Source organism: Priestia sp. TGN 0903 (assembly GCF_050846855.1).
Classification (GTDB): Bacteria; Bacillota; Bacilli; order Bacillales; family Bacillaceae_H; genus Priestia; species Priestia zanthoxyli.
On the sequence record NZ_JBOZGL010000011.1, the window covers coordinates 42,148 to 68,998 of the forward strand.

Annotated in this window: 25 protein-coding genes and 1 riboswitch; of the genes, 16 read left to right on the plus strand and 9 right to left on the minus strand. The window is 38.7% G+C overall.

The window, feature by feature from the left end; translation table 11 throughout:
* Positions 1-156: 156 nt before the first annotated feature.
* The 4 genes from ACRPLY_RS24335 to ACRPLY_RS24350 all read right to left on the minus strand — a co-directional run bounded on the left by ACRPLY_RS24335 (position 157) and on the right by ACRPLY_RS24350 (position 2,014).
* Positions 157-321: an aspartyl-phosphate phosphatase Spo0E family protein gene (locus tag ACRPLY_RS24335; protein WP_080754377.1), complete on the minus strand. Its 165-nt coding sequence runs from the start codon at positions 319-321 to the stop codon at positions 157-159.
* Positions 322-1,184: 863 nt separating this feature from the next.
* Positions 1,185-1,382, minus strand: coding sequence for a YwbE family protein (locus ACRPLY_RS24340; protein ID WP_013055498.1), 198 nt, complete (start codon positions 1,380-1,382; stop codon positions 1,185-1,187).
* On the minus strand, positions 1,382-1,561 hold the full coding sequence (locus ACRPLY_RS24345; RefSeq protein WP_028412301.1) for a hypothetical protein: 180 nt from the start codon (positions 1,559-1,561) through the stop codon (positions 1,382-1,384). The genes ACRPLY_RS24340 and ACRPLY_RS24345 overlap by 1 nt, the downstream gene beginning before the upstream one ends.
* An 84-nt stretch (positions 1,562-1,645) precedes the next feature.
* On the minus strand, positions 1,646-2,014 hold the full coding sequence (locus ACRPLY_RS24350) for a winged helix-turn-helix transcriptional regulator (protein WP_013055500.1): 369 nt from the start codon (positions 2,012-2,014) through the stop codon (positions 1,646-1,648).
* 328 nt (positions 2,015-2,342) lie between these two features.
* On the opposite strand from ACRPLY_RS24350, the gene ACRPLY_RS24355 reads away from it, so the two are divergent.
* The 8 genes from ACRPLY_RS24355 to ACRPLY_RS24390 all read left to right on the plus strand — a co-directional run bounded on the left by ACRPLY_RS24355 (position 2,343) and on the right by ACRPLY_RS24390 (position 10,910).
* Positions 2,343-3,542 carry an MFS transporter gene (locus tag ACRPLY_RS24355; protein WP_014461498.1) on the plus strand — a complete coding sequence of 400 codons (1,200 nt, stop codon included), beginning with the start codon at positions 2,343-2,345 and terminating at the stop codon, positions 3,540-3,542.
* Positions 3,543-3,598: 56 nt separating this feature from the next.
* Positions 3,599-4,555: an LLM class oxidoreductase gene (locus tag ACRPLY_RS24360; protein ID WP_224979845.1), complete on the plus strand. Its 957-nt coding sequence runs from the start codon at positions 3,599-3,601 to the stop codon at positions 4,553-4,555.
* A gap of 262 nt (positions 4,556-4,817) precedes the next feature.
* Positions 4,818-5,744 (plus strand): ACP S-malonyltransferase, encoded by a 927-nt coding sequence (locus ACRPLY_RS24365; protein ID WP_224979846.1) that lies wholly within the window; start codon positions 4,818-4,820, stop codon positions 5,742-5,744.
* A 37-nt stretch (positions 5,745-5,781) separates the two neighbouring features.
* Positions 5,782-7,434 (plus strand): malonate decarboxylase subunit alpha, encoded by a 1,653-nt coding sequence (gene mdcA, locus ACRPLY_RS24370; RefSeq protein ID WP_224979847.1) that lies wholly within the window; start codon positions 5,782-5,784, stop codon positions 7,432-7,434.
* 5 nt (positions 7,435-7,439) lie between these two features.
* Positions 7,440-8,297 carry a triphosphoribosyl-dephospho-CoA synthase gene (locus tag ACRPLY_RS24375; protein ID WP_224979848.1) on the plus strand — a complete coding sequence of 286 codons (858 nt, stop codon included), beginning with the start codon at positions 7,440-7,442 and terminating at the stop codon, positions 8,295-8,297.
* 27 nt (positions 8,298-8,324) lie between these two features.
* Positions 8,325-8,627: a malonate decarboxylase subunit delta gene (locus ACRPLY_RS24380; protein WP_367077533.1), complete on the plus strand. Its 303-nt coding sequence runs from the start codon at positions 8,325-8,327 to the stop codon at positions 8,625-8,627.
* Entirely contained in the window at positions 8,614-10,314 is a 1,701-nt protein-coding gene (gene mdcD, locus ACRPLY_RS24385; RefSeq protein WP_224979849.1) for a biotin-independent malonate decarboxylase subunit beta, read from the plus strand. The genes ACRPLY_RS24380 and mdcD overlap by 14 nt, the downstream gene beginning before the upstream one ends.
* Positions 10,302-10,910, plus strand: a complete 609-nt coding sequence (locus tag ACRPLY_RS24390; protein WP_028412293.1) for a malonate decarboxylase holo-ACP synthase — start codon at positions 10,302-10,304, stop codon at positions 10,908-10,910. The genes mdcD and ACRPLY_RS24390 overlap by 13 nt, the downstream gene beginning before the upstream one ends.
* A 39-nt stretch (positions 10,911-10,949) precedes the next feature.
* Here ACRPLY_RS24390 and ACRPLY_RS24395 read toward each other — a convergent pair whose 3' ends face one another.
* On the minus strand, positions 10,950-11,888 hold the full coding sequence (locus tag ACRPLY_RS24395; RefSeq protein WP_028412292.1) for a response regulator: 939 nt from the start codon (positions 11,886-11,888) through the stop codon (positions 10,950-10,952).
* Positions 11,889-11,892: 4 nt separating this feature from the next.
* On the minus strand, positions 11,893-13,143 hold the full coding sequence (locus ACRPLY_RS24400; protein WP_033578101.1) for an ATP-binding protein: 1,251 nt from the start codon (positions 13,141-13,143) through the stop codon (positions 11,893-11,895).
* Between the two features lie 266 nt (positions 13,144-13,409).
* Between ACRPLY_RS24400 and ACRPLY_RS24405 the strand changes: the two genes are divergently transcribed.
* On the plus strand, positions 13,410-14,399 hold the full coding sequence (locus ACRPLY_RS24405; protein ID WP_028412290.1) for a glutaminase: 990 nt from the start codon (positions 13,410-13,412) through the stop codon (positions 14,397-14,399).
* A 103-nt stretch (positions 14,400-14,502) separates the two neighbouring features.
* Positions 14,503-15,933: an alanine/glycine:cation symporter family protein gene (locus tag ACRPLY_RS24410; protein ID WP_028412289.1), complete on the plus strand. Its 1,431-nt coding sequence runs from the start codon at positions 14,503-14,505 to the stop codon at positions 15,931-15,933.
* A gap of 30 nt (positions 15,934-15,963) precedes the next feature.
* Here ACRPLY_RS24410 and ACRPLY_RS24415 read toward each other — a convergent pair whose 3' ends face one another.
* The 3 genes from ACRPLY_RS24415 to ACRPLY_RS24425 all read right to left on the minus strand — a co-directional run bounded on the left by ACRPLY_RS24415 (position 15,964) and on the right by ACRPLY_RS24425 (position 18,621).
* Entirely contained in the window at positions 15,964-17,463 is a 1,500-nt protein-coding gene (locus ACRPLY_RS24415; RefSeq protein WP_028412288.1) for a sodium:solute symporter family protein, read from the minus strand.
* Positions 17,463-17,666: a DUF3311 domain-containing protein gene (locus tag ACRPLY_RS24420; RefSeq protein ID WP_033578104.1), complete on the minus strand. Its 204-nt coding sequence runs from the start codon at positions 17,664-17,666 to the stop codon at positions 17,463-17,465. Before ACRPLY_RS24420 ends, ACRPLY_RS24415 begins: the two co-directional genes overlap by 1 nt.
* A 355-nt stretch (positions 17,667-18,021) precedes the next feature.
* A complete protein-coding gene (locus ACRPLY_RS24425) occupies positions 18,022-18,621 on the minus strand; it encodes a cupin domain-containing protein (protein WP_080754378.1) in 600 nt (199 codons plus the stop codon).
* Positions 18,622-19,007: 386 nt separating this feature from the next.
* A riboswitch (ZMP/ZTP riboswitch) is annotated at positions 19,008-19,086 on the plus strand.
* 56 nt (positions 19,087-19,142) lie between these two features.
* Between ACRPLY_RS24425 and ACRPLY_RS24430 the strand changes: the two genes are divergently transcribed.
* The 6 genes from ACRPLY_RS24430 to ACRPLY_RS24455 all read left to right on the plus strand — a co-directional run bounded on the left by ACRPLY_RS24430 (position 19,143) and on the right by ACRPLY_RS24455 (position 26,756).
* Positions 19,143-20,738 carry an APC family permease gene (locus tag ACRPLY_RS24430; protein ID WP_154973539.1) on the plus strand — a complete coding sequence of 532 codons (1,596 nt, stop codon included), beginning with the start codon at positions 19,143-19,145 and terminating at the stop codon, positions 20,736-20,738.
* 179 nt (positions 20,739-20,917) lie between these two features.
* Complete coding sequence (locus ACRPLY_RS24435; RefSeq protein WP_261763706.1) at positions 20,918-21,964, plus strand: DUF5105 domain-containing protein; 1,047 nt, start codon at positions 20,918-20,920, stop codon at positions 21,962-21,964.
* A 130-nt stretch (positions 21,965-22,094) separates the two neighbouring features.
* The gene (locus ACRPLY_RS24440; protein ID WP_167387308.1) at positions 22,095-22,232 is read left to right on the plus strand and encodes a hypothetical protein; all 138 of its coding nucleotides are present in this window, start codon (positions 22,095-22,097) and stop codon (positions 22,230-22,232) included.
* A 191-nt stretch (positions 22,233-22,423) separates the two neighbouring features.
* Positions 22,424-22,933 carry an acyl-CoA thioesterase gene (locus ACRPLY_RS24445; RefSeq protein ID WP_013055518.1) on the plus strand — a complete coding sequence of 170 codons (510 nt, stop codon included), beginning with the start codon at positions 22,424-22,426 and terminating at the stop codon, positions 22,931-22,933.
* A 393-nt stretch (positions 22,934-23,326) separates the two neighbouring features.
* Positions 23,327-26,095: a phosphoenolpyruvate carboxylase gene (gene ppc / locus ACRPLY_RS24450; RefSeq protein ID WP_155010419.1), complete on the plus strand. Its 2,769-nt coding sequence runs from the start codon at positions 23,327-23,329 to the stop codon at positions 26,093-26,095.
* Positions 26,096-26,312: 217 nt separating this feature from the next.
* A complete protein-coding gene (locus tag ACRPLY_RS24455) occupies positions 26,313-26,756 on the plus strand; it encodes a hypothetical protein (RefSeq protein ID WP_014461480.1) in 444 nt (147 codons plus the stop codon).
* Positions 26,757-26,851: the final 95 nt, after the last annotated feature.

A 26,851-nucleotide genomic window follows, 5' to 3' on the forward strand; every position in this document is an offset into this window, starting at 1 on the left:
TAACCAAAGGAAAGGAGAAGGTTTTAATTTTCTAAATAAAAAACTTCCCTAATTAATTAGGGAAGCAGAGATGTACCTATTGCGAATAAAACACATCTGTTTTATCTGTAGGTTTATGGTACTTGGGGGATAGCAAGTGAAAGTCCTACGCGGCTCTTATTTGGTATGGTTAAAAAGCTTTTGGTAACGAACAATTTTTTGATCTAGCTTTTGACTTAATTTTAAGATCTCACCGTGAGAATAGCTGCTTGTTTTCTTAGCTAATTGGTAAATATCTGATTGTAAGGCTCGAATTTCTTTTTCTAACTGTGGTTGCTTCATTGAAATCCTCTCCAAGTCAGAATACTTCTATCTTCTATCTTTTATCTAATAGTATGAAATTCCTTCATATTTGTAAAATGTTTTTTGTTTTGAAAAATATGAAATAGGTAAAGAGCTGCTGACAAGCTTTGTCGAACACTTTTTTTACCTATTTTCAACAAATATGATATACTAAGGCTAGGAAAAATGACAATCCGGAGCGCACGTTCAGTTATTCTTAACAAGCGAATGAATTCTTAGCTTTGACAAGTTTAACTTGTAAGGTGAAGAAATTCATCACATAATCTTATTAGATCTGAACCTTGTTAGCCCGGATGAGGATTTGTCGAAAACGATTCACTAGAAAAAACCTTCGAGACCGCCAACTCGGAGGTTTTTTTATTTTTGTGTATGGGAAGTAAAAAAAAGACATAGACTAATAAAGAAAAAGGTCCTGCACCCATAATCGGCCGTAGTTGATTACACCTTGTCCATTTCTGCAAGGAAGCTGTCTTTTTACTATAGGGAAGTGCCGCCAAACACCATTCCCTAAAGACAATCAGCACACGAGCCTTATGGATGAAGAACCCTTTAGACGATACTTATCGGTGATTACTTATTTTACTACTGGAAAAATAGCAAAATAAGAGCGACTATGGCTCCTAAAAGCTCCACGTAAGCCGTTAGGAGCTGAACATTCTCAGCATCTAGGAAAAATGACTTGAGGATTCGTCTCAGACTATCCACCACCTTTTTTTTCCTTGCGTGAGTTCCCAAGGGAAAGAAAGGGGACGACAGTGCTTCTTTATTTTAACAAAAGTAGGAAATGATAAGTAGATTTATTTGAAGTGTAAATTAAAAAAGCATGTAAAATACATGCTTTTTTAATTTGGGTAAATTTCTTTTATGCGTCCGACTTGTCCATCTGTTAAACGAACTTTGATACCGTGCGGGTGAAAGCTTGAATTGGTCAGAATGTCTTTGACCGTTCCGTGTGTAAGTTTTCCAGAACGCTGATCTGCTTTTAAAACAATGTCGACTTCAATTCCAGGGGCTACGTCTTTTCTATTTTGTCCGTTCATTATACACCTGTTCTCTTTCGCTGATTATTCGTTTTTTTGGTTTGTTGACTCGTCAGCTTTTTGGTTGCTTGATTGGTACTGCCGTTCTTAGCTTTACTTGAAGATTGATTTTTCTTATTAGCAAGCTGCTGTTTGATAGCATCTTGAAGGCTAATTTTCTTTTTAAGTTGTTCTGTCATAAAGGTTCCTCCTGAATACGTACATCGTCTGAAAAAATAAAGAAAGTAAGGGAATGAAAAAGCTGACTATCTAGTCAGCTTTTTTTAATTAGAAACAGTGACTTCTTCTACAGGCTGCATAAGTACAGCTTCTTTATCAGGGTACGTTTTTTCAATATGATGTTCTCCCCAAGAGCATAGTGAATCAAGAATGCTTTTTAAAGACCATCCGTAATCTGTTAAAGAATATTCTACTCGAGGCGGCATTTCATTGTACATTTTTCTAACAATGATGCCGTCTGCTTCAAGCTCACGAAGCTGCTGCGTTAATACTTTTTGTGTAACGCGCGGCATAATTCTTTTTAATTCTCCAGGGCGTTTTGTCCCTTTAATTAAGTGGCAAAGAATAACGACTTTCCACTTGCCTCCAATGACTTCTAATGCCGCTTCCACTGGAATATTATATTTTTTCACGTTAACAACTCTCCTTGTTCTAGAGATAACGGTTAAATGCATGGTTTCGCATTTTTTCTGATGTTTATCATACCACTATAGCGCAGAATTTTCTAGGTGTAAGCATTTTTTTAGAATACCCAATAGTTCATGACTTTAGTATTTACGCTTATTGTAACCTCCAGGTACCTATATCACTTGAAAGTGCGTACTTTTTCTTTGGTTTTACATCGCTCATAATAACAATTGTTGATGGCCGGTTAGCGAATATATGAAGGGTACCTAAGCTAATCAGCTGTAAGAGAAGCTATTATAAAAAGTTATTATAACGAACAGGAGGCGTTAAGAAGTGAATACACTTTCACAAACACAACAAAGTAAAAAAAGCGGTGCTTTGCCGCTATTAGCGCTAGCTATTAGCGCCTTTGGAATCGGGACAACAGAGTTTGTTCCAGTAGGTTTATTATCATCGCTTGCAGATGATTTAAATATTTCCATTACACTAGCAGGGTTATTAATTTCAGGGTACGCAATGGGAGTTGCATTTGGAGCGCCCGTATTAACAGCATTAACAAGTAAAATGAGCAGAAAATCATTGCTGATGCTATTAATGGTTATTTTTATCGTAGGAAACTCAGTAGCAGCTTTATCAACAAGCTTTGGGCTGCTGCTTATAGCACGAATTATTACTGCATTTTCACACGGGATTTTCTTTTCTATCGGTGCGACTATCGCTGCTGATTTGGTGCCGGAAGATAAGCGGGCAAGTGCCATTGCTTTAATGTTTACAGGTTTGACAGTTGCAACTGTTACAGGTGTTCCACTTGGTACATTTATCGGACAAGCTTTCGGCTGGAGAGCAACATTTTGGGGAGTAGCGTTACTTGGCGTTATTGCCATTATTGCCAGTGCTCTTTTAGTGCCTAAAAACTTAAAAGAAGCGCCGCCGGCAAAGTTTAGTGATCAATTAAAAATTTTGAAAAACGGGCCGCTTTTACTATCGTTTGCTATTACTGCTTTAGGTTATGGCGGAACGTTTGTAGCTTATACGTATTTAGCACCTATTCTTGAAAAGTTAACAGGATACGCACCAAGCGCAGTTAGTATCTTGCTATTAGTATACGGCGTAGCAGTAGCCATCGGAAATACGATTGGAGGAAAAGCTGCGAATAAAAATCCGTTAAAAGCATTATTTTGGATGTTTTTAATTCAAGCTGTTATCTTAGTTATTTTATCGTTTACTGCATCGTTTAAAGTAGCGGGAACAATTACGATTTTTGCCATGGGCTTATTGGCATTTATGAACGTACCTGGACTGCAAGTGCTGGTCGTGAACTTAGCTGAAAAGTATGTTCCTTCAGCAGTAAACGTAGCCTCTGCGCTGAATATTGCTGCATTTAACGTTGGAATTGCTATTGGTTCTTTTGTAGGCGGCCTGATTGTTGATTCCATTGGTCTTGTTCATACTCCTTGGATTGGAGGAGTGATGGTTTTAGGAGCGGTCTTATTAACCGCATGGAGCCGCTCAATAGAAGCAAAAGCAAAATAAAACAGAGATCATCGCCTTTTGCGATGATCTCTTAGCTATAAAAGGAGAGGAAGCAAATGACTACATTTCAACATCATAAGGCGTATCGTCGTATGTACAAGGAGAATGAGTTAACGTTAGGTTTGCATATGCCGCTTGAAAATTATCAGTATGCCACGCCTACGATGGAGAAACAAGTAGAGCTCACGCAGCTTGCAGAACAATATGGATTTACAAGCTTATGGTTCCGTGATGTCCTTCTTCAAGATCCATCATTTGGCGATCCAGCCACGGGTCAAATTTATGATATGCTTATTTATTTGACTTACCTTGCCAGTCAAACAAAAGAAATTGCTCTCAGTACATCTGCTATTGTGCTGCCTTTACGTCATCCGCTTCGTGTAGCTAAAGAAATGGCAACCATTGATCAGCTTTTTCCTGAGCGTTTGATTATGGGCGTATCCTCTGGAGACCGTCAAGCAGATTTTCGAGGGTTAGGTATTCCTCATGAAGAAAGAGGAAAGCGATTTGCAGAGGCTTTTCATTATTTAGAAGAATCGTTAAATAAAGAATTTCCAACTATCCATTCTGCTTTGGGGTCCATTCAAGGAGCAAATGTTGTTCCTAAGCCAACGAAACGTATTCCAACGATGATCACGGGATACAGCCAGCAAAATATGGAGTGGTTTGCACAGCATGGAGACGGCTGGATGTATTATCCTCGTCATCCGCATTTTCAAGCAGAAGCCATTAAACAGTGGAGAGAACTGGTTGATATCTATCATCCAGGCGTTTTTAAACCTTTTACACAACCTATGCATCTAGATTTGGCAGAAGATCCAAATGAAATGCCAACGCCAATTCGTTTAGGATTTCGAGCAGGGCGTAATACATTAATTGAGCTTCTTTCTATTTATAAAGAAATAGGAGTTAACCATCTCTTTTTTGCTCTTTTTGATAGTAAGCGTCCGGCTGAAGAAGTCATACATGAGCTTGGTGAAGAAGTGCTTCCGCATTTCCCGTCTCATATGTAGCAAACAAAAAGAGGCTGAGACAAAAGCAGTTTACTTAAAGGAAAATCCGAACGATGAATCGTTCGGATTTTTTCATTTATCCAATTCGCTCATCTTTAGATTCCAGATTCCATTGATTTCGTTATGTCTAACGCTCTTTTTATATAGATTTCAAGTTATAGGATATATAAGAAATATGTATTAGAGTTATTGATCCTATGTTCTTTATAATAAAAGTATCCATTATCTCCTTGGGTGATATAAAGTCGAAAGGAGAAACACGATGAGTGTTGCATTTCTATTTCCAGGACAAGGTGCACAATATGCTGGTATGCTTCATGATATAAAAAATAAATGGGGATTAACGACTACGTTTGAAGAAGCAAGTGAGGCTTTAAATCAAGACGTATTATCGTTAGATTCGTCAGAAAAATTAAAATATAATAAAAATGTTCAGATATGTCTTTTTATTGCAGGAGTGGCTACGGCTAGGTCGTTTAAAAACAAAGGTTACTCGCCAGACGTGGTAGGAGGGCATTCAATAGGGGCGTTTGGAGCAGCAGTTATATCTGAAGTGTTATCTTTTAAAGAAGCTCTTTTTCTTGTGGGAAAAAGAGGGGAACTGATGGGAAATGCCTATCCTGATGGTTATGGTATGGGGGTTGTAATGGGACTGCGCGAACATCAGCTTCTCTCTATTGTACATGAAATATCCACCGATGCAGCTCCTGTTTACGTAGCGAACCTAAATGCTCCTGATCAAATAACGCTTTCTGGCACCTTAAAAGCAATTGAGGAAGTTCTTGAAAAAGCATCTAAAGAAGGGGCTAGGAAAACCAAAATGCTTCATGTAACGGTGCCTTCTCACTGTCCTCTTATGGAAGGAGTTTCGAGCGAATTACGAAAAATAATAACGGAAGTGAAAGGAAAAGACCCGATCGTTCCTTTTATAGGTAATTGTAAAGCTCGGAAATTATGGAAAGCTGCTGATATTAAGGAAGATCTGGCAGCGAGTGTTGCCCTGCCCGTCCGTTGGCATGATATGACGGAAGTTATGTATGAAATGGGTACAAGATTATATATTGAAATGGCTCCAGGAAGAGTACTAACGGATTTGACTGCTAAGAGCTTTCCGGAAGCAAGGGCTATTTCTGCAGCCGAATCTACTATGAAATCTGTGTTAATTTTAATGGAGAAAGAAAAAATGTAAGCGCATTAATTTAGGAGTAGAAGAAAGGAGCTAGAACATGAGTGGAATAAAAAAAACTTCAAAATCATGGACAACCCGCCGAGATCAAAAAGCAGCTCGCCTTGCGAAAATAGACCAACTTCTTAAAGGAAAGTTATTGGATAATGAACACATTATTGAAGCGTTAGAATTGCTTATATCACCCGGAGATAAAGTAGTGCTTGAAGGAGACAATCAAAAGCAAGCATCTTTTTTATCAAAGGCGCTGAATGAAGTAAGCGCTGATAAAATAAACGCTCTTCATATGATTATGTCTAGTATTTCACGCCCGGAACATCTCGACATATTTGAGAAAGGAATTGCTGAAAAAATTGATTTTTCGTACGCCGGTGCTCAAAGTCTTCGCGTATCTCAAATGATTGAAGATGGCACGTTAAAAATGGGAGAAATTCATACATATCTAGAGCTTTACGGACGCCTTTTCATTGATTTAATTCCCAATATTGCATTAGTGGCTGCCGATAAAGCGGATGCACAAGGTAACTTATATACAGGAGCAAATACGGAAGAAACGCCGACGATTATCGAAGCAACAGCGTTTAAGGACGGAATTGTCATTGTGCAGGTAAATGAACTTGTTGAAGAACTTCCGCGAGTTGATATTCCGGCTTCTTGGATTGATTGTATCGTCGTGGCCAATCAGCCTTATCAATTGGAAGCTTTATTTACCCGAGATCCTCGTCATATTACAGAGCTTCAAATTCTAATGGCTATGATGACGATTCGAGGTATCTATGAGCGCCACAGCGTACAATCATTAAATCATGGCATTGGCTTTAATACAGCTGCAATTGAGCTTTTGCTGCCTACCTATGGAGAAAAGTTAGGGCTGAAAGGTAAAATATGCAAGCACTGGGCTCTGAACCCTCACCCTACGTTAATTCCAGCTATTGAAAGCGGATGGATTGAGAGCGTACACTGCTTTGGCGGAGAAGTAGGAATGGAACAATACACAGCAGCCCGTCCAGATGTATTTTTTACAGGACGCGACGGCAGCCTGCGCTCAAACCGTGCGATGTGTCAAGTGGCTGGTCAATATGCGGTAGATGCTTTCGTGGGATCAACTTTGCAAATAGATGGAGAAGGAAATTCTTCTACCGTCACATCTGGACGTTTATCAGGGTTTGGCGGAGCGCCTAACATGGGGCATGATCCTAGAGGCCGACGGCATTCTACGTCTGCTTGGTTGGATATGATGAACGATAAGCATGAATTAGCAAGAGGCAGAAAGCTAGTTGTACAAATGGTTGAAACCTTTCAATCAGGAAATGAGCCTGTTTTCGTTGAGTCTTTGGATGCGGTAAATGTAGCTAAACAAGCAAACTTAGCTACTGCTCCTGTCATGATTTACGGGGATGATGTGACACATGTCGTGACTGAAGAAGGAATTGCTTATTTATATAAAGCACAAAGCTTGGAAGAAAGAAAAGCAGCGCTTGAAGCAGTAGCGGGGGTAACGCCTATAGGGTTACGGCACAACCAAAATAAAGTGGAAAGAATGCGCAGAGATGGCTTAGTGGCTTTTCCGGAAGATTTACAGATTCGCCGTACGGAAGCAAAGCGTTCGCTGTTAGCGGCGAAAAGTGTAGAAGATTTAGTAGAATGGTCAGATGGTTTATATAATCCGCCTGCTAAATTTAGGAGCTGGTAAAAAATATGCGTATTCAAGAAGAGCCAAAAACAACTGTGTTTTCTTCATGCCTGATAGCTAAAATGGCAGTTACCGCTTTGGTTGATGAAGCGGTACTTACACCTAAGCCGGGGCTTGTAGATGCAGCAACAACTGGATCTCATCAAGATATGAATATTGAGACGCTGCTAGCCTCTGCTTATGCTTTACAACCGACCTTCTCACAGATTGCATTATATAGTCAAGGAAAGCAGCCAAGTCAGGTGCTAAGGGAAGAAATTGCTCGAATTGGACGCGAAGGTGAACAAATTATGTACGCGGCTACGGATGGTGTCAATACACACAAGGGAGCTATTTGGGCATTAGGTCTACTTGCTTCTGCAACAGCGGTTTGCGGTATTCAAGCATCACCTGCATCCATCACAGAAGCTGCAGGAAAAATTGCTCGTTATGCAGATCGCTTTTGTACTCTGCATTCATCTAATGGACTTCGTGTGAAAAAAAAGTATGGCGCAAAAGGAGCGGCTGGAGAGGCGAAGCAAGGATTTCCTCACGTGATTCATATAGGCTTGCCTGCTTTACATAAGGCTCGCAAGCTAGGCATACATGAAACATCAGCGCGGATTGATACTTTAGTAACACTAATCGCCAATCTTGATGATACGTGTATTTTGCATCGTGCTGGTCCAGTTGTGTTAGAGGAGGTTAAAATGGCGGCATCCAATGTGTTAGAAGTTGGAGGGGTATCTACATCAATAGGAAAACAGCGGCTGGAAGCGTTAGATCATATTCTTCTATCATCTAACGCTTCTCCAGGTGGAAGTGCAGATTTGCTGGCTGCTGTATTATTTTTAGATCGAATATCTCTTTTTAAAGAATCATAAACGTCTGCAGGGAGGAGTGAGTGGCTAATGGAAACGTTAGTGTTTAAATACAAAGCCGATCGAAAGTTAACTCAGCGCGCACATGTAGGCGTTGTTGGTTCAGGGGATTTAGAAATCTTAATGGTTCCTTCTGATGAAGAACATGCTCACGTATCAGTACGAACAGGAAGTGAAGGGTTTAGTAAAACCTGGAAAGCCGTATTAGATCGGTTTTTTAGTGCTCATATGATTCAAGCGAAAATTGTAATTAATGATTTCGGTGCTACGCCCGGTGTAGTCGCTTTGCGTCTTGCACAAGCTTTGGAGGTGAGTGAAAATGGGAGTGAATAATCAAAGCTTTATTGAGTTAAATGGAAGAGAACGAGCGCAGGCAATCTTAGATCAAGGTACATTTCGTGAGCTGCTCGGCCCTTTTGACGGGATCGAATCGCCTCATTTACCTAAGCAAAATATTGTTCCTCAAAGCGATGATGGTGTCATCATAGCAAGTGGGCTAATAGCAGGGGAGCCAGCAGTTGTCATTTCAATAGAAGGAGGATTTCAAGGGGGAGGCATTGGTGAAGTATCGGGAGCTAAAATTGCAGGAGCTTTAGAATTAGCTCTTAATAATCACAAAAAAGGTGTTCCTGTTAGACCTGTTTTTCTATTCGATACAGGAGGGGTAAGGCTGCAAGAAGCGAATTATGGACTTTTGTCGATATCTGAAATTGGCTCAGCGGTAGTTGCTCTGCGTGAGCATACACCTGTTGTCGGAGTTATTTCAGGAAATGTAGGCTGCTTTGGAGGAATGTCTATCACTGCTTCACTCTTTAGTTATCTCATTGTGACAAAAGAAGCAAGGTTTGGTCTTAACGGCCCGGAAGTGATCGAACAAGAAGCGGGGGTTGAAGAGTTTGATGCAAGAGACCGAAGCTTAATCTGGAAAACGATTGGCGGTATTCAACGCTATGAAACGGGGTTTGCAGATACATTAGCACAGGATGATGTTACTGCTATTCAACGAGCGGTTCAAGAGACGTTTCAAAAAAAAGAAAAAGTAGCTAGTAAAACAGAACAAGTAGATTTTTATAGGCATTTGCTTAGCAAGGTTGATCCTTCAGAAAAAATGGCTCCTTATCAATTTCAAGAATTGTATAAAGCAACAAAAAATGAATATATCCCTTCAGCAGTCTCTTACTCGTTGAACGAAGTTCCAGGTAGCATGCCTAACAGTCGCGGTCGCGTGTGGATTAACGCTTTAATAAATGATGAAGAAGCAGATTTTGAAATTCCTTCCGTTCTTTATAAAGACGCACTGCTAGGAAAAGAAAAGGTTCGATATATATCGGTTGTACCTAATCCTTATAATCGTTTCTTACGTGCACGAAAAGGGGAAGTAGGACTAGATGAAGGATGGGCAATTGCTAAGCACGTTCGTGAAGTAATAAAAGAAGATCGAAATCAATCTCCGCGCCCTATAATTGCCATTGTGGACGTACCGAGTCAAGCGTATGGCTATCATGAAGAACTTCTAGGTATTCACTATGCTTGCGGTGCTGCAGCTGATGCTTATGCAGCAGCGCGCTTAGCAGGTCATCCGGTTATTACGTTAATTGTCGGAAAAGCAATTTCAGGAGCATTTTTGGCTCATGGATACCAATCGAATCGAATTTTGGCTTTAAAAGACGAAGGAGTGAATGTTCACGCCATGTCCAAACAGTCGGCAGCGCGCATTACTAAAAGAAGTATAAAAGAACTTGAGGAGGCTTCAAAGAAAGTCCCGTCCATGGCTTATGATATTAAATCATTTGCTTCACTTGGCGCTTTATATGAGCTGGTTAGCGGTATTCAAGCAGAGCAGCCCACAGAGCGCGACGTTCAAATGATTCAAGATATTTTAATTGGAGCAGTAGAAGATGTTCGCTGTGAAGGTGTATACGATTTAAGCAGCCGGCTGCACAGTGAGCAAGCAAGAAAGGAAGGGCGAAAAGCTTCTTTATGGGTAAGAGGTGAGTTGGAAAAACAATGGAATATATAGCTCATGATTTGCTTCAGTTAAAAGAGGAAGCAAAGCTTATCAGTTATACACCTATCCCCGAGTGGGTGGAATATTCATTAGCCAAGGCTCCATTTGTAGTGGTAAGGCGTGCTGTTCACCGAGATAAACTGATACCTATTGGAGTAAGAGGAGAACGAAGGAATCAGCGTTTTGGTGCTTTTTTATCTGAGGAGGCCATTAAACAAACAATTAGGCCGGAAAATCTCGTTTCATTTTTTCAAAACGCCCAGTCTAGAAACATGCCAGCTATACGCGCTTTGGAAGAGGTGGCTATTATTTTTGAAAAATTTGCGTGGGGACCAACCGGCAGTGTAGGGTTCGAGCTTGCAAGCGGTGAAGAAGTTGTCACGACAACCAGTGATTTAGATGTACTTATTCGCCTTTCTTCTTATTTGTCGGTGAAACAAGCGGAAATGATAGTCAGTAAGCTAAAGAGATGCCCAGTTTCTGTAGATGTACAGGTAGAAACAGAAAAAGGAGCCTTTTCTCTAGCGGAATACGCAAAAGGCGAAGAGACGCTGCTTCTGCGTACTGTATATGGTCCTGCCTTAGTAAAACTGAATCAATTAGCATAAAAGACGGATGAGGGATTTGAACCTTTTCCGTCTTTTCTGTCAATACCAGCTTTTTTCTTGGCTTAACAAACGCTTGGCTTCAAGAAAAAATATTTGAATAAACTTTTTGGTGTTAATGCGAATCGGCAAAATTTTAGAATCTCCCTGCAGTTCTTTCATTTTTTTACGAACGGCTGTAAAGTCAAAAAACTTAGAAGCATAATTTTCAAACTTTGGATTTGAAAAATCTGTTAATCCAATAGAAGCAAAGTGATTCAGTGAGTGAGTAACTGCTCGTCTTATTCGCTGTTCACAAGCCTTGGTTTCACGATTAATTTCAATAGAAGACGCGTGAGCTCCCAATTTTTTCTCAGCGACATTCACAAAAATATTTTTTAGAGAAGGGAAATGTTTTTCCACACTTTCTCTTTGGTCATAAGTGTACAGAAACTGTAAAATATCCAGTAAATCTTTTGCACCATTTTCTCCTACAATACCTAATTCGGCTAATAAGAATTTCCCTACATCGTATAGATGGGCTTGTTTCGTTATCGGCTGGCTTGAAGGGGGAGCGTGATGGGCTGTCGCTAAACTATTCAAGGAGGTTTTAATATCATCGATTGATTTCTCAAGAGAGATTCGTTCAATTACTTTTCGAATAACCGTTAAAATTTCAATTCGATTAATTGGTTTTGTAATATAGTATTCAATTCCTAATGAATAGGCTTCTCCTATTAATTCTTTGGACTCTACCTGTGAAATCATAATCATTTTTCCTTTAAATGAATCTTTTAAATGACGGATCGTTTCGATTCCATCTCGTCCTGGCATAAGTAAATCAATAAATAAAATATCAATTTGCTTTAAATTTAACGTAGAGGCATCTAAAAAGCTGCCGTCTACGACTTCTTCTACAACTTCTCCTAAATCCTCATCTTCAATCAGCTGACTGAGCGTTGAACGAATGGCTGAATCATCATCTGTAATACAAAATCGCATAAACTCATCCTTTCTGAATTAGACTACAAAGAGGTATTTGAATGATAAAAATCATCCCTTTATCTCCTTGTTTAGCTTCAATCGTACCTCCAAGTTCTTGAACAATATCTCTTACGTAAGAAAGGCCAATTCCAGTAGAGGGATTTCCAAATTGATCGTATTTTGAGGTGAAACCAGGTTCAAAAATAGCTTTTTCGTACTTCAAAGGCACGCCAGGACCATCATCTTGTACATGGAATTCTACAAATTCAGCTTGTCTATGTACGGATAAAACAATCATTCCCTCATCTTTAATCGCCTCCACTGCGTTTGCTACCAAGTTATTAATGATCGATAAAATTGTGTAAACGTGGTAGCTGAAATGTTCCCCGGTGACAGAGGAAAAAAAGCTAATTTGTTTGTGAAGAGAATCGGCATATTTTTTGTTGATGCGTACGATCAGCTCGATTAATTCCTCTGCTTTCATATAATTTTGGAAACTTTCATTTGAAATTGTTTTAGATAAGCCCGCAAAAATACGCTGGTTGTCTTTTTTTACTTCGTGAATATCTCCGGCAATCCGAAGCGCTTTTTTACTGAGCGATTGGTTAAGCACAGAATGATCTTTTTCCTGCTGATGTAATACACGGTATAAATCGTACGAGGCTTTTGTAATCACTTCTGTATTATGAAGGGTCTTTTTTAAATGAACGGTTTCTTCATAAAGGCTTGTAATAAGCATTAGCATGTGCTCATTTTGTTTGCGAATTTGACGTTCTCGTGACTGTGATTCATAAATTGTCATCATATTAAAAAAGCTAAGTACAATGAAGCTGTGAGCAAAAGCAATAACGGCCATGTCGGATAATGAATCGATATGAATGGTTGTGTGCAAAACGATATACTGCGCAGTTAGTTCGACTATATCAGCAGCTATTTCAATGATGAGTCCAATTAATCCAATCACAATAGCACTATAGTTCATGCGGCTTACTTTAAAAATAAAAAATAAAAGTGCATACGTAAAGTAAAAGAAAAACGTAGGGTAATGCGTATGTGCAGAAGCCGCAAATTGAAAATGATCGAGCGTGATATAATCGAGCATGATGCGAAAGAGAACGACGCTTAAAGCGGTTAACAAGCCGCCAGATAAAACGGTTTTCCGTTTTAAAAGCAATAGGAAAAAGAAAAATGTTGGAGCTCCAAATGTAATTCGAAATGTTTCATTTAACGGATAAAATTTTAGCTCTCCCGCCAGCGGAACAGTAATGAGCATGAGCAATAAAATGTACGGATCTTTTCGAATGAAAGATTTAAAATTCAGATAATTACACCTCCTGAAGTGATTCGTGAATTAGTATACATTGTGACAGCGTCCAGCACAATGGAGAAGAGTACCAAAGATAAAAATATAATTCCAAAAAGTTTTGTAGGTTTTTGTATGCTCTCGTAGGTTGCATTGTACATTAAAAACGAAAATGAAATCCCGCTTTATGAAAGCGCTTTAAAATAAAAAGTTAATGAAGTGATGAGGTGATTTTAATGAAAAGAGAAATTGAACAGGAAATGTCTTACTTACAGGTCACTGCAAAAGAGCAGTTACACGAGTGGGTAGAGCAAATAAAAGAATTTTCGTCAGAAGGAAAAACGGCTGATTATATCCCCGCTCTGAAAGATATGGACTCGTCTCAATTAGGTATTTGTTTGATTGGTGCTGACGGAACGGTTATCCAGTCTGGGGATTATGAAGCGGTATTTACTCTTCAAAGTATTTCTAAAGTCATTAGCTTTATAGCAGCTTGCTTATGCTGCGGCATTCCCTACGTACTAGAGAGAGTAGATGTAGAGCCAACTGGAGATGCATTTAATTCTATTATAAGACTGGAAATGCATAAACCAGGAAAGCCGTTCAATCCTATGATTAATGCCGGTGCTTTAACGGTTTCATCTCTTTTATCTGGAGAGACGGCAAAAGAAAAACTAAGCTATTTGTTTGATGTAATAACAATGCTTACTGGGAAAACACCACTCATTAATGAAACCGTCTTTGAATCAGAATGGCAAACGTCTCATCGAAATCGTGCGCTTGCCTACTATTTAAAAGAAACAAACTACTTACAAGGAGAAGTAGAAGAAGTTCTAGAGGTTTACTTAAAGCAGTGCTCAATTGAAGTAACGACTGAAGATATTGCGCTGATCGGATTAATTCTGTCATTAGACGGATATCATCCAGTGTTTCACAAACAAGTAATTCCAAAAGAAGTAGCTAAATTAACAAAAGCGCTTATGCTTACATGCGGTATGTATAATGCCTCAGGAAAGTTTGCGGCATTTGTTGGTATGCCAGCTAAAAGCGGTGTATCAGGAGGAATCATGTCATTGGTGCCACCTAATACGAAAAAGCAGTCTCCATTTCCAGACGGATGCGGTATCGGAATTTACAGTCCAGCTATTGATGAGTACGGGAATAGCGTAAAAGGCGTTACGCTGCTAAAAAAAATCGCAAAAGAATGGGATTTGAGTATTTTTTAGTCTATTTACGTACTATTCATTCGCTTCAATAATATAAACACCAAGAGAAAAAACTTTCATGTTTTGCATTTGTTCTACCAAATTTTTTAATGAGGTGATAGGCGTGCAACAAGCAATCGAAAGTGTAATTAGTGTCATCAATGATTTTTTTTGGTCGAATTTATTAATTATTTTACTTGTATCAATCGGTATTTATTTTACGATCCGCTCTCGATTTTTGCAGTTTCGCATGTTGAAAGAAATGGTACTTGTTTTGAAAGAAGGACGAGCGGCTAAAGATGGGGGAGTCTCCCCGTTTCAAGCTTTCTGCATAAGCATGGCAGCTCGAGTAGGAACAGGAAATATTACCGGTATAGCGATTGCTATTGCTCTTGGTGGCCCGGGTGCTGTATTTTGGATGTGGATTATTGCCATTATCGGTTCAGTATCAAGTTTTGTAGAAAGTACACTCGCTCAAATCTATAAGGTAAAAGGGTCAAACGGATTTCGAGGAGGACCCGCTTACTATATGGAAAAAGGGTTAAATAAAAGATGGATGGGCGGGCTATTTGCTGTACTCATTACACTGTCATTTGGCCTGGTGTTTAACGCTGTGCAATCTAATACGATTACGCTGGCATTTGAGAACTCTTTCGGAACGAGCCGCTTATTGATTGGGATTATTATGACAGTTATATTTGCGATAATTATTTTTGGCGGGATCAAACGCATCGCTAAGATATCGGAATACATCGTTGTCGTATTAGCCGTTTTATACATTGGAATGGCTCTGTTCATCATCTTTAAAAATATTGATCAAATGCCTGCCGTTCTATCTCTAATTGTGAAAAATGCATTTGGATTTGAACAGGCGCTTGGGGGATCAATTGGTGCAACGTTAATCAACGGAGTAAAGCGCGGACTGTTTTCCAATGAAGCAGGGATGGGAAGTGCTCCCAACGCGGCGGCAACTGCAGTGACGAGTCACCCAGTTAAACAAGGTCTTATCCAAGCATTTGGTGTCTTGACGGACACGCTCGTGATTTGTACAAGCACAGCATTTATCGTTCTCTTATCTCCCGCCTATAAGCAGGGACTAAGCGGCATTGAATTAACGCAAGCTTCTCTTAGTACACATATCGGTTCTTGGGCATCAGGATTTTTAGCTATCATGGTATTTCTATTTGCTTTTAGTACGTTAATTGGCAATTATTATTATGGAGAAACGAATATTGAATTTTTAAATTCAAATAAGATGTGGCTTTGGTCTTATCGTGTAGGCGTTTTAGCGATGGTTATTTTTGGGTCGGTTGCTCAGCTTCAGCTTGTATGGAATCTGGCAGACTTATTTATGGGGATGATGGTAGTGGTGAACTTAATTGCTATTTTTCTATTATCGAAAGTGGCGTTTTCTGCCTTGCATGACTATACTCAGCAGAAAAAGGAAGGGAAAAATCCAGTCTTTTATAAAGATGCATTAGAAAACAATCAGAATATTGAATGTTGGGAAAGAGAATCGACTTCATCCCCTTCTGAAAAAGAGAATATTATCTAAAAAAGTTCAGCCAGTTGGCTGAACTTTTTTTTATGCGTTTTTCTTTAATTCAGTTTGCGTAGTGCCTTTAGAAAATAATGTTTCTTTCACGCCATTTGTTGCTGCTTTGGTTTTTGCAGCAAAGATTGGATTTAAAATAAAAACTACGAGTAGGTTAGATAATAATCCCCAGAACCCTTCATAAAGGCCAAATGAATTTCCTGTGGCATGAACGGTAAACGTTACAACCAGCCCTACTACTAATCCAGCAATCGTACTTTCTTTCGATTGATTTCTCCAAAACAGGCTGATAACAATAGCCGGGAAGATTTGTACCATGCCGGATACCCCTAGTAACTGTAGGGAAACAAGTGCTTGTGGGAATAATAAACCGAATAAAAGTGCCAGTCCAATAACAACAAAAACCATAGAACGAGTAACCATTGTTAATGTTTTACCCTGTACATTTGGATTAATTAAATCTCTAAATATATTATTTGCAAATAAGTTAGACGCTCCGATCGCCATGATAGAACATGGAATTAATGAAGCAAGAGCAATCGTTGCATAAGCTAACCCTTGGCCAATGCCACCATATGAATATTGAATCAAGGTTAATAATGCTAATCTAGGATCCGTTGTATCTTGAGGTAATACTTGATAAGCAATAAACCCTAAGAAGATGACTAGAATTAAAACAATATTGTAAAGAGGTAAGAAGACAGCATTTTTACGAAGCGAATCTGCACTTTTAGCAGTGAAAACACCTGTAGCAGCGTGGGCCCACATGAATAAAGCTAAAGCAGATACGAGTGATGCTGTAATAAACCATGGAATGCCCTTAGGTCCTTGTGTTGGGATCGTTAATAGCTGAGGTGCATCCTTCGCAACATTGTCAATCATGTTGCCCCAGCTTCCAAAATGCATAATTGGCAGAGAAACAACCATAAATAACATAATCGCCCATACCAAAATATCTTTAATAATTGCCGTATAAGTGGGACCTTTAATTCCGCTGAAAAAAGTATAAAGAGCCACAAGAAAGAATGAAAGAATAACGACAGCTTTTACATTAATGTAGCCAGTTCCTGCAACGCGAAGAGTATCTTGAATACCGCTAAGCTGAAGATCGATATATGGAATAAGCATCAATACACCTACTATGGCAATTAAAGAGGAGAGAAATTTACTGCTAAAACGTTCTCTAGCATAATCAGCAAGTGTCGTAAGTTTGTGCTTTTTAGCAACAGTCCAAAGTTTTGGAAGAAAAAAGTATGAAATTAAAAAGGCTAAAACAGAGTAAGGAATGGCAAAAAATGCGATGCTTCCTCCTTGATAAGCTGTACTTGTAAGACCTAGGAATGTATAAGCAGTATATAAATCTGCTCCTACTAAAAGCCAGACGAGCAGGCTTCCAAAACGTCTTCCCCCTACAGCCCACTCTTCAACGGAGCTTCTAGATGATTTGTCACGTCCTGCTATAAAGCCAATGGCGATAACGACAAGAACAATTGCTGATGTGATTAAAAGTGCGGTTAAATTTCCTTGCATTATTCAATGTCCCCCCAAGATTTTTGTAAACGATAAATGATAAATGTACACACAGGCGTTAAGAAGACCCATAAAAATAACCATAAATGCAAAATAGGTAATCCAAAAATAATTGGATGAATGTTATTTACAAAAGGTAAAAAAGCGAATTGAGCAATAAACGGAATGATGAATAAAATAAATATTATGAATTTTCTGTTCAATTTTTACTCCTCCTCTAAAATTTATCTAACAATGTTCACTATGATAGCAAGTCTGACATAGTAAAGCAATAAGTTTTTTGAAAATTTCGTTATAAACTACGAAAATTTTTTTAGAAAAACAAAAAAAGGGTATGAGAAGAAGATATTTGAAATGATTAGGGAAGAAAAAGCAGGGGAGAACCTAAGCGCAGTTGCCTTTGAAACAAAAAAAGAACGGAAAAGAAGAAAGGTAGTTTTCTCGATGAGATAAAGTATATTGCTATTGCATTAAAGAAAAAGAATTTGTATGTTCAAATATAGATTTATGGAAGCTATAAAAACGAGCAAATAAAAAAACTAGACAATAAGTGCTTGTCTAGTTCCACCACTCTGTCAATGGTCCTTTGTCGCCATAAACAGGATCTGTTGTAGGAATAGGTACTTGTGCAATTTCATCAAATACGTGAGGGCGATCCGTTTGTTTTCCTGTTCGTAAGTTGTAATCCATGCCCTCTGGATAAGCTCCAACCACTTTAAAATCAGCAGTTGACTGCAGACGCATATGTCCTGTACCTGCAGGGAGTACGAGTACATCCCCAGCATGCACCACGATATTTTCTCCCATATGTCCACCTAGTTTTAAGCGTGCAGATCCGCTAATTACACCTAGTGCTTCATGAGAATTGCTGTGGTAATGGTGAAAATCATATATGCCGCCTACCCAGCTGTTTTTCCAGTTGTGAGAATTAAAAATGCTCTCTACTTTCTCTTTCTTACTAATAAATACGTGTTCATACAACAAAACTGGAAGACGAGGGTGATTTGGAATGGTTCCGTCGTCATCAAAATAAAGAACTTTTACATTTGCATAATTCATAAGCATCCCTCTAACAATCTTTTTTCGTAATTTTCCCTGTTTTTTGCTTGCGTAAACAGAGAAGTTTGCTCGAAGTACTTCATTCGTTGCGAAGTGCATGATATGTAGGTGTTAACGTTTTCCCAAAAGAAGTCTCCCACTTCAAGCGTAGCTAAGTGGTGGGCAGTTTACTTTAGTATCTTTTCTTCATATTGTATATAAGTAAAGGGGCTAGTGCAAGAATTCTATGGATATATAGATGTTAATTCGTATTTTGTAAATGAATAATATATATTAATATAATTTTTAGAAGATGATATGCTCGTGAAGTAAAAGAAACAAATAATAAGCAAGGTTAGAGTTTTAGTTGTTTTTTGTAATTAGGAAGAGATTTTAAGAAGATTTATTCGGAATTTTACGAATAATTCATTACTTTTGTAAAAGTAATGTAAACATTTTTGTGTATTGAGTAATAGTAATGAATGTTATATACTGATAAAAAATATATTCCTATATGTGACTGGCGCAACATGGATGACCATGGGGGAGCATATAGCGTATAAGCCGCGCGCCTGGGCAAACACTTGAGAAAATTTCGCAAGTGTTTTTTTTATTTTCCTAGGGAAGAGGAGTAGATTTGGATGAGCAATATGCAAAGGAAGATGGGAACATTTGCTTTAACCATGACAGGCATAGGTTCGATTATCGGTTCAGGATGGCTGTTTGGAGCATGGAAAGCAGCTCAAATTGCAGGACCCGCGGCTATTTTTTCATGGGTTATTGGAATGGTAGTTATTTTGACCATTGCCCTATCGTACGCTGAACTGGGCGCGATGTTTCCGCAAGCAGGGGGGATGGTTAAATATCCTCAGTATTCACACGGATCATTTATTGGATTTTTGGCTGCTTGGGCTAACTGGATTTCAATCGCTTCAACGATAACAGTGGAGGCTATTGCATCTGTGCAATATATGAGTACTTGGCCGTGGAAATGGGCTCGCTGGACTCATGAATTAGTAGACAATGGCATTTTAACGTCCAAGGGGTTGGCAGTTGCGTCTCTGTTATTATTCATTTACTTTTTTGTGAACTATTGGACGGTAAATCTCTTTGCTAAAGCAAACTCATTTATTACGATTGTTAAATTAATTATTCCTGGTTTAACGGCAGGGGCTTTATTTTTTGCTGGTTTTCATAGCGGGAACTTTTCAAGTGAGCATGGGGTAGCACCTTACGGATGGGCGAGTGTTTTAACGGCAGTGGCAACATCAGGTATCGTGTTTGCATTTAATGGGTTTCAAAGTCCTGTAAATATGGCAGGAGAAGCAAAGTCACCTAATAAATCGATTCCGGTAGCTGTAATTGGTTCAATTTTTATTGCTGGAATTGTATACATTATATTACAAATTGTTTTTATCGGAGCAGTAAGTCCGTCATCAATTGCGGATGGATGGAATCATTTGAATTTTAATTCTCCTTTTGCTGATTTAGCGATTGCGCTTGGAATTAACTGGCTAACAATTGTGTTATACGCAGATGCATTTGTTTCTCCTTCCGGCACAGGTGCTACATATACGGCAACGACTTCTAGAATGTTATACGGGATGCAGCAAAATGGATATTTGCCAAAGATATTTGGTACTCTTCATCCACTTTACAATGTCCCGCGCCCAGCTATGTGGCTAAATTTAGCAGCCTGCTTTTTGTTTCTCTTTTTATTTAGAGGATGGGGTGTCTTAGCAGAAGTGATCTCAGTAGCGACGCTTATCTCCTATATTATGGGCCCTGTAGCGCTTATAACATTAAGAAAAACGGCTTCACACTTTTACCGTCCATTTTATTTAAAAGGGGCATCAGTTATTGCGCCATGCAGCTTCGTTTTTGCTTCTTTGACGCTTTACTGGGCAAGGTGGCCACTTACAGGTGAAGTGATTTTTATTATGGCAATTGGCCTGCCAGTTTATTTTTATTACCAAGCGAAAAATAAATGGGTGGGCTTTAAAAAAGAATTTTTAACCGGGGCTTGGATGCTTATCTATTTAGCGTGCATGATTTTTATTTCCTACATAGGAAGCGAAAAATTCGGAGGCAAAAATATTTTACCTTTCGGATGGGATATGCTAGTGATTGCTTGCGTATCATTAGCCTTTTATTACTGGGGAATTAAAAGTGGCAAATCTAACCGATATATGAAAGAAGCTGAACAAATCAATCAAGAAAATTTTAAATCTAAATAAAAAACACGAGCCGGTGCTCGTGTTTTTATTTAGATGAATGGAGAATTTAGACTCAGTTTTTATCAAAATATTGTAAAAAAAATAGATTTTAAGGTTTAAGGATTTACACAGAGGGAACCTTTATTTGGGATAAAGTTCTAAAAAAACAAAATAAAGGGGATTGGGCAGCTGTGAAAAAAATGAATGTTTTGGCTTTGGTTTTTGTACTTATGCTAGTATTAGCGGCTTGTAACAGTTCTAAGGAAACGGGAGGATCCACTTCGGCTAAAAATAAGGCGATTGAAGCATCTATTGACAGCGCTTCTTATATTTTAGTAGATAGTGATGAAGGAGCTACAAGTGAAGAAAAGGGGCTGTTGAAAGTTGATTTAAAAGTGAAAAATGTATCCAAAAACAGTATATCTTTATCGGATTACGACGGTGTGTATTTATATGAAGGAGATGAACAATTATCTCCAAAAACGGGAGTGAACAGTAGGGAACTTGGACTAGAAAGCAGTTCATCTGACAAGATTGGCGCTGGGAAGCAAAAAAAATTAATGTTCGTCTTTGAAGTCAAAAAAGATAAAAAGTACAAAATTGGGCTTCAGCCAAAATCATCTGATTATGATGAAGAAATTGACGAAGTAACATTAACACTGGATACGAAGAAATACGCGAAAAGCTATAATAAGCTGCAAGACCCAGAAAAAGCTCTGCAAGCTTACACGGAAGTTCTTTACTTAAACAAAGAAAATGTAGATTATGATAAATATGTAACAGCGGACAAAACAGCTGTCATAGAAGAACAGAAAAAAGCGTTTAATGAGGAATTAAAAGGTGCGTTTTCTAATAGTTTAACCGATAAAGCAAAAAAAGATTTTTTTAACATGTATAAAGATGTTTTGAAAGAAAAAGCAAGCGTAAAGACAAATGTGATTGCCAATGCAAATAATAAAGCTGTAGTAGAAGTGGAGTACACTACTGTTAATTTATCAGACTTATATTCATACGTATCGCAGCTTAAGAGAGCATATACAGATGAAACAAAAGATTACGATACAAAACACTCTGAAGAGTTTGCGGCTTCTAAATTCAAAGATATTGTAAATGAATTAGAAACGAAAGAAGGAAGTCGTCCGCTACGAATTTTTATGGTGAAAGGAGATGGGAAATGGACTGTGAAGTCAAGTGACCTATACAGTGACTCTTTAGGTAAAACGTTTGGATCGAGCTACATTCGATAGACAAAAAAGAGGCTAGGACAAAAATAGTTGAGCCCAAGTAAAAAACGAACCATTCATCAATCTGTTTGATGAGTGGTTCGTTTTTTTGCGATGGTGCATATCGTTTTATTTGTTTCGTTCCTTCTAGCAGTTGATTGGAGGGCAAGGCGAAGACTCCTGCGGGAAAAGCGGAACAGGTGAGACCCCGCAGGAGCGTAAGCGACGAGGAGGCTCAGCGCCCGCCCGCGGAAAGCGAAGCCTTGCACGGAAATCAATTGCGGTGTCATAAGCAGTCCAGCTCATGTATCTCATTTGTTCGTCTTTCAATTGGATTTATTTCGTTATGTCTCAACCTCTTTTTTGTTTTCTGTAAATAAATCAACGAGTTTTTTGTAAAGCTAAATTTATCGAAATATGCTAGTATAGGTTCATTCATTCTTTTATTCTTATTATGATAGGCATCAATGGAGGTTCTTACTAATGAAAGCAAATTATTGTAAAGATACAAAGGCCGTTCGAACGAGCCGCATTTTCCCTAATGATATTAATAATCACAATACGTTATTTGGCGGAAAATTAATGAGTGATATTGATATGATTGCGTCCATTTCAGCTTATCGTCACAGTCGTACAGAGTGTGTGACGGCTTCAGCAGACTCTATTCACTTTCTGCACCCTATTACGCCTCAGGATTCTGTATGTTTGGAGTCATACGTATCATGGACAGGTCGTTCATCCATGGAAGTGTTTGTGAAAGTGATTAAAGAAAATTTAAAAACCGGGGAGCGTCAAATTGCAGCTACATCATTTTTAACTTTTGTGGCAATGGATGATGATGGAAAGCCCCGCGCAGTACCGGAGCTTATTCCAGAAACAGAAGAAGAAAAATATCTGTTTCAAACGGGGGCAGATCGTGCTGCCACACGTAAACAAGTGCGTAAAAAAAGCAATGAACTAGCCTCAGTGTTGGATTTAGGACAACCTTGGTAGCATAAAAGAGAGGCTGAAAAGTATTTTAGCTCAAGTGAAAAACGAACCACTGATCAACACGTTTGATTAGTGGTTCGTTTTTTTTGTTATGGTGAACGTAGGTTTCAGCTGTTTCGTTCTTTCTAGCAGTCGATTGAAAGGAGAGGTGAAGTCTTCCAATCAACTGCGGTGTCACAAGCGGTTCAGCTTATGTATCCCATTTGTTCGTCTTAGGATTGGATTCATTTCGTTATGCTTCATCCTCTTTTTTATATTTGATGAATCTTTCCTCCTAATCGAGAGGAGGAAACAAAATTATATGAAATTTATTTTCGTTCATGGTAATATGAATTTAATATAATTTTCTAAAAAGTTTAAAAAGTACAACATTTATAAAGGAAGGTGTCGTGTCTAATGGTAACAGTAGAAGCAGCAGAAAGACAAAACAGCAGCACTGCCCTGCGCCGTGATGTAAAATTTCTCGGTCAATTGTTAGGGAAAGTTCTGGTTCATCAAGGTGGAGAAGAACTGCTCAACAAAGTAGAAAAAATACGCGAAGTGGCAAAATCACTTAGAGAAAACAAAGATGAAGCCATCTATAAAGAAATAAAAAATGAAATCGTTACTCTTGAACAGCCGATGCGCGCGCAGGTTATTCGGGCGTTTGCCGTTTATTTTCATTTAGTTAATATTGCAGAGCAAAATCATCGAATTCGTCGCAGACGGGAATATCAGCAGCAAGAAGATTCTATTATGCAGCCGGGTTCATTGGAAAGCGCCGTTGTTTCGCTTAAAAATAATGGCGTGGCGCCAGATGTAATTGCTAATTTGCTTCAAACTTTATCACTTGAGCTTATCATCACGGCACATCCAACAGAAGCCACTAGACGAAGTGTCCTTGATATTCATAAACGAATGGCTGAGCTTCTGAAAAACTTGGATAATCCAACGTTAACAAAACGTGAACGTACAGAAATTGAAGAAAGACTGTTTAGCGAAGTGTTGATTTTATGGCAAACAAATGAACTGCGAGATCGCAAGCCAACCGTAATGGATGAAGTATCCAATGGATTATATTATTTTGATGAAACGTTATTTGAAGTGCTTCCTCAACTTCATCAGGAATTGGAAAATTCATTGCAGGAGAATTACCCCGAAGAAAATTGGAAAGTGCCTAATATTCTTCGATTTGGTTCATGGATTGGCGGAGACCGAGATGGAAATCCAAACGTAACTCCTAAAGTAACGTGGCAAACGCTTGTCAAACAAAGGAAGTTAGCTATTCGTAAATATAAAGAGTCGCTTACTCAATTGAGACAAAGGTTAAGTCAGTCTACAAAAAGAGTCGCGGTTTCAGATAACCTTCTTAATTCTATTAATCAAGAAATATCGCTGCTGCCTGAGAAAAAGCGATGGAGAATCAAACACGAAGTATATCGCTGCAAGCTTACGATTATGCTTCATAAATTAAATTTAGTCGGAGAGTCGGAAGCAGGTTATCAAAGGTCGGAAGAACTTTTACAAGATTTGTTTCTCATCAAAGATAGCTTGCAAAAGCATCAGCCTCAAGATTATCAGCTGAAAAGCTTGTGTAAATTAATTCGCCAAGTTGAGCTGTTTGGATTTCATTTAGCAACGCTTGATATCCGTAATCACAGCGGAGAACACGAAGCGGCAATCAAAGAAATTTTCCATGCTGTTTCTTTAGCTGAAGATTATTCAGCGTTAACAGAAGAGAAAAAAGTTGAGCTGCTAGGGAAAGTTCTTCAAGACCCAAGACCTGTGCTATCGTTTGTAGAGAATTACTCTAAAGAAACGCAGCAAGTAATTGAAGTATTTAACATGATACATCGAGCACATAAAGAATTTGGAGAAAGATCCATTGAAGTCTACTTGATCAGTATGACGCAGTCTGCAAGTGATTTGTTAGAAGTCATGGTACTTGCCAAAGAAGCGGGTATTTACCGCCTTCATGCAGATGGCCGCATTGAAAGCAAGTTAAATATAGCTCCGCTGCTTGAAACGATCGATGATCTCACAGCAGGTCCTAAGATTATGGAACAGCTATTTCAATTAGATTTTTATCGAGAGCACTTAAGAAAACAGAAGGATTTGCAGGAAATCATGCTTGGCTACTCAGATGGAAGCAAAGATGGAGGAACGCTTACCGCTAATTGGAAGCTCTACAAAGCGCAGCAGGAAATTCACGATATGGCGAGGAAGTATCAAGTTCGTCTGAAGTTTTTCCATGGCCGAGGCGGCTCACTAGGCCGAGGAGGAGGCCCGTTAAACCGAAGCATTTTATCTCAGCCTGTTGAGACGCTAGGAGACGGTGTTAAAATTACAGAGCAAGGAGAAGTTCTTTCTTCTAGATACTCTTTATATGACATTGCTTACCGAAGCCTTGAACAAGCGGTCTCAGCTCTTCTTACAGCGGCAGCAAATGTTTCTCAAGAAGCTGAACAATGTGATATTCGTACACATGAATGGGAAGAAACAATGGACGAGATTTCAACTGCTTCGTTACGTAAGTATCAAGAGCTTGTTTTCAACGATCCAGACTTTTTAACCTACTTTAAACAAGCTACACCTCTTCCTGAGCTCGGGGCTTTAAATATTGGGTCACGTCCAATGAGTCGAAAAGGAAGTGATCGCTTTGAAGACTTGCGAGCAATTCCATGGGTATTTGCATGGACGCAAAGCAGACAGCTGCTTCCAGCCTGGTACGCTGCAGGTACGGGCTTACAGCATTTAGTAGAGAAATCCGGAGATATACAGCTTCTTCAGCAAATGTATAAAGAATGGCCATTTTTCCGCTCGACCGTCGATAACCTGCAAATGGCTTTAACAAAAGCAGATTTAATGGCAGCAAAAGAATACACAGAAATGGTACAAGATCCGGTTATTTCAGAGAGGATTTTTACCGCTATTAAAAAAGAGTATAATGTTACGAAAGAAATGATTCTTCAAATCACGGGGCAAAAAGAATTAATGGATCATCTTCCTACGATTAAAGAATCTATTAAATTACGAAATCCGTATGTGGACCCTCTAACCTTCTTGCAAGTTAAGGTTATTTCCAAGCTGCGTGAAGATGAGGCTGAAACGTTAAATGAAGAACTTTTAAAAGAAGCATTATTAACGATTAACGGCATTGCAGCAGGATTGCGTAACACAGGCTGATGATACCAAAAGACACCTCAATAAAACAAAAGAGGTGTCTTTTGTTCATTCTTCTCACATAAAGAACTGCCTGTCAGTTCCTTCTCTTTTAAAGAGAACTTCCGTCTGTTAAATAGGCACTGAGAAAAATCAGTGATAAAATAGAGAAGAACTGGTAATATTCTACAAACAAGTGCTAGTGGTGGGGTAACTAGATTGAATATGGAGGACGAGGACAATGGTAAAAAATTCGCAAATCTTCATTGAAGCTGACTCCGAGAATTCTGTATTTATTGGACTGGAATTTTGTGAGTATACACAAAAAATGAATCCTACTTGTTTGTCCAAACAGCATATAAATGTGTTTATTCATCCGGAAGAACTCACTGTGGAATTTAAGAAAACAAAAAGTGATAGAACTATTGATGATTTCCATCTGATGCATATCGTTCCGGTTCATTGCTTTAATTATTTATTATGTTCGATTTCGCAAGGTATTGTTACAGATGTTCAGCTAAAAGCGGTCGGTCATCAAGGAGAAACGTTGTTTGAAGAAAATCTTACATTGAAGTTTCATGAAAAAGCGACGGATTATGAAGAAACGCTCTCATTTTTCAAACATTTAAATCAAGAAATACAAAAACAGACGAAAAAATATACAGCCAGTTATATGAGCTCATGATAAAGAAAGCTGCGGTTTTAAGGGACTGACCCCCTAGAGTGAGACAAATAAAAAACACCTTTAAGTTAAAAAACGGGTATGTAGTACCTAACAAT

Bases quoted from the DNA above. Each gene is read 5' to 3' on its own strand.
- ACRPLY_RS24335 (WP_080754377.1), bottom strand. From the start codon at position 321: ATGAAGCAACCACAGTTAGAAAAAGAAATTCGAGCCTTACAATCAGAT.
- ACRPLY_RS24340 (WP_013055498.1), bottom strand. From the start codon at position 1,382: ATGAACGGACAAAATAGAAAAGACGTAGCCCCTGGAATTGAAGTCGAC.
- ACRPLY_RS24345 (WP_028412301.1), bottom strand. From the start codon at position 1,561: ATGACAGAACAACTTAAAAAGAAAATTAGCCTTCAAGATGCTATCAAA.
- ACRPLY_RS24360 (WP_224979845.1), top strand. From the start codon at position 3,599: ATGACTACATTTCAACATCATAAGGCGTATCGTCGTATGTACAAGGAG.
- ACRPLY_RS24365 (WP_224979846.1), top strand. From the start codon at position 4,818: ATGAGTGTTGCATTTCTATTTCCAGGACAAGGTGCACAATATGCTGGT.
- mdcA (WP_224979847.1), top strand. From the start codon at position 5,782: ATGAGTGGAATAAAAAAAACTTCAAAATCATGGACAACCCGCCGAGAT.
- ACRPLY_RS24375 (WP_224979848.1), top strand. From the start codon at position 7,440: ATGCGTATTCAAGAAGAGCCAAAAACAACTGTGTTTTCTTCATGCCTG.
- ACRPLY_RS24380 (WP_367077533.1), top strand. From the start codon at position 8,325: ATGGAAACGTTAGTGTTTAAATACAAAGCCGATCGAAAGTTAACTCAG.
- mdcD (WP_224979849.1), top strand. From the start codon at position 8,614: ATGGGAGTGAATAATCAAAGCTTTATTGAGTTAAATGGAAGAGAACGA.
- ACRPLY_RS24390 (WP_028412293.1), top strand. From the start codon at position 10,302: ATGGAATATATAGCTCATGATTTGCTTCAGTTAAAAGAGGAAGCAAAG.
- ACRPLY_RS24395 (WP_028412292.1), bottom strand. From the start codon at position 11,888: ATGCGATTTTGTATTACAGATGATGATTCAGCCATTCGTTCAACGCTC.
- ACRPLY_RS24400 (WP_033578101.1), bottom strand. From the start codon at position 13,143: ATGCTCATTACTGTTCCGCTGGCGGGAGAGCTAAAATTTTATCCGTTA.
- ACRPLY_RS24405 (WP_028412290.1), top strand. From the start codon at position 13,410: ATGAAAAGAGAAATTGAACAGGAAATGTCTTACTTACAGGTCACTGCA.
- ACRPLY_RS24415 (WP_028412288.1), bottom strand. From the start codon at position 17,463: ATGCAAGGAAATTTAACCGCACTTTTAATCACATCAGCAATTGTTCTT.
- ACRPLY_RS24425 (WP_080754378.1), bottom strand. From the start codon at position 18,621: ATGCACTTCGCAACGAATGAAGTACTTCGAGCAAACTTCTCTGTTTAC.
- ACRPLY_RS24430 (WP_154973539.1), top strand. From the start codon at position 19,143: ATGAGCAATATGCAAAGGAAGATGGGAACATTTGCTTTAACCATGACA.
- ACRPLY_RS24435 (WP_261763706.1), top strand. From the start codon at position 20,918: ATGAATGTTTTGGCTTTGGTTTTTGTACTTATGCTAGTATTAGCGGCT.
- ACRPLY_RS24445 (WP_013055518.1), top strand. From the start codon at position 22,424: ATGAAAGCAAATTATTGTAAAGATACAAAGGCCGTTCGAACGAGCCGC.
- ppc (WP_155010419.1), top strand. From the start codon at position 23,327: ATGGTAACAGTAGAAGCAGCAGAAAGACAAAACAGCAGCACTGCCCTG.
- ACRPLY_RS24455 (WP_014461480.1), top strand. From the start codon at position 26,313: ATGGTAAAAAATTCGCAAATCTTCATTGAAGCTGACTCCGAGAATTCT.